The 1,473-nt window shown below is 72.2% G+C and carries 2 protein-coding genes and 1 pseudogene; 2 read left to right on the forward strand and 1 reads right to left on the reverse strand.

Annotated elements, in window-relative coordinates; genetic code table 11:
- Positions 1-264: pseudogene (locus BJF79_RS39640) on the reverse strand (heme-copper oxidase subunit III); the annotation flags it as partial.
- Between the two features lie 171 nt (positions 265-435).
- Between BJF79_RS39640 and BJF79_RS39645 the strand changes: the two are divergent.
- Both BJF79_RS39645 and trpD read left to right on the forward strand, forming a co-directional pair.
- On the forward strand, positions 436-858 hold the full coding sequence (locus BJF79_RS39645) for a response regulator transcription factor (protein ID WP_075895994.1): 423 nt from the start codon (positions 436-438) through the stop codon (positions 856-858).
- Positions 859-960: 102 nt separating this feature from the next.
- On the forward strand, positions 961-1,473 hold a 513-nt coding region (trpD, locus tag BJF79_RS39650), incomplete at its 3' end, for an anthranilate phosphoribosyltransferase (protein ID WP_075905135.1).

Genomic DNA, 1,473 nt, shown 5'->3' on the forward strand with positions numbered 1-1,473 from the left:
GCCCATCTGGCACGTCACCGAGGACAGCACCAGGATGGTGGTGTTGATCGACGCGTACGGAACGTCGAGCGGGGCGCCCGGCCAAGCGTCTTGTCCGGACTGGCCGATCGTCACGGAGCGGATCGTGAAGAACATCGCGAACAGCGCCGCGAAGAACATCAGCTCGGACGACAGCCAAACGATCGTCCCCACGCTGACCAGATTGGGACGGTTCGCCCGTGCGTGAGGTGTTGTCTCTATCGCGGATGCTGTCACGGGCAGCATTATTGCGCCCCCATCCCGTGAGTGACGCATGACCCCCCTCCTAGAGTTCCCGGGCGTGTTCCCGAAGACCGCCCGACGACCCGCCCGCCGACCCGCCGGATGCCCGCCCGACCGCCGAAAACCCGCCCTGGATCTCGTGCGCGCGGCGCGGACCGGGTAACCTTCATCGACATGAGCACCGCCCCGGAGAGCCCGATGAAGGTTCTCGTCTACAGCGACGACGCGAACACCCGCGCCCAGATCCGGACGGCGATCGGGCGACGTCCCGCCGCCGACGTGCCGCGGGTCGAGTTCGTCGAGTGCGCGACGCAGCCCGCCGTGGTGCGGCGGCTCGACGAGGGCGGCATCGACGTCCTCGTCGTGGACGGCGAGGCGCAGCCCGCGGGCGGGCTCGGCGTGTGCCGCCAGGCCAAGGACGAGGTCTTCGACTGCCCTCCGGTGCTGGCCATCATCGCCCGGCGCGACGACGGCTGGCTCGCGACCTGGTCGCGCGCCGACGCCGTGGTCGCCCTGCCGCTGGACCCGATGGCCCTGGCGAACGCGCTCGCCGGCCTCATGCGCCGGCGCCTCGAGAACCGCCTTCCGGCCCTGTAAGCCCAGCTCGCCGGGGAGGCGGGGGCGGAGCCCCGGCCAGCAGCCCCGGCCGGGAAGCCGTCCCGCGCGTCCCCCGGTGACCGACCTCATCCTTGGGGAGACATGGACGCGCGCACGACCTGGCCCGCACTGCTGAACGCGCTGCTCGACGGCGAATCGCTGACGAGCGAGGAGACGTCCTGGGCCATGAACACGATCATGGCGGGGGACGCCACCGACGTGCAGATCGCGGGCTTCGCCGTCGCGATGCGCGCCAAGGGCGAGACCGTCGCCGAGGTCTCCGGGCTCGCCGAGGGCATGATGGACAACGCCACGCCGATCCACGTGCCCGGTCCGATCGCCGACCTGGTCGGGACGGGCGGCGACCGCGCCCACACGGTGAACGTGTCCACGATGGCGGCGGTGGTCGCCGCGGCGGCGGGCGTCACGGTCGTCAAGCACGGCAACCGGGCCGCGTCGTCGTCGTGCGGCTCCGCCGACCTGCTGGAGCACCTGGGCGTCGCCATCGACCTGTCCCCCGAGGCGACCGCGCGGGTCGTCGCGGAGACCGGCATCACCTTCTGCTTCGCGCCCCGGTTCCACCCCGCGCTGCGGTACGCCGGGCGGACGCGCGCC

This window comes from Actinomadura sp. CNU-125 (assembly GCF_001942465.1).
Lineage (GTDB): Bacteria > Actinomycetota > Actinomycetes > Streptosporangiales > Streptosporangiaceae > Spirillospora.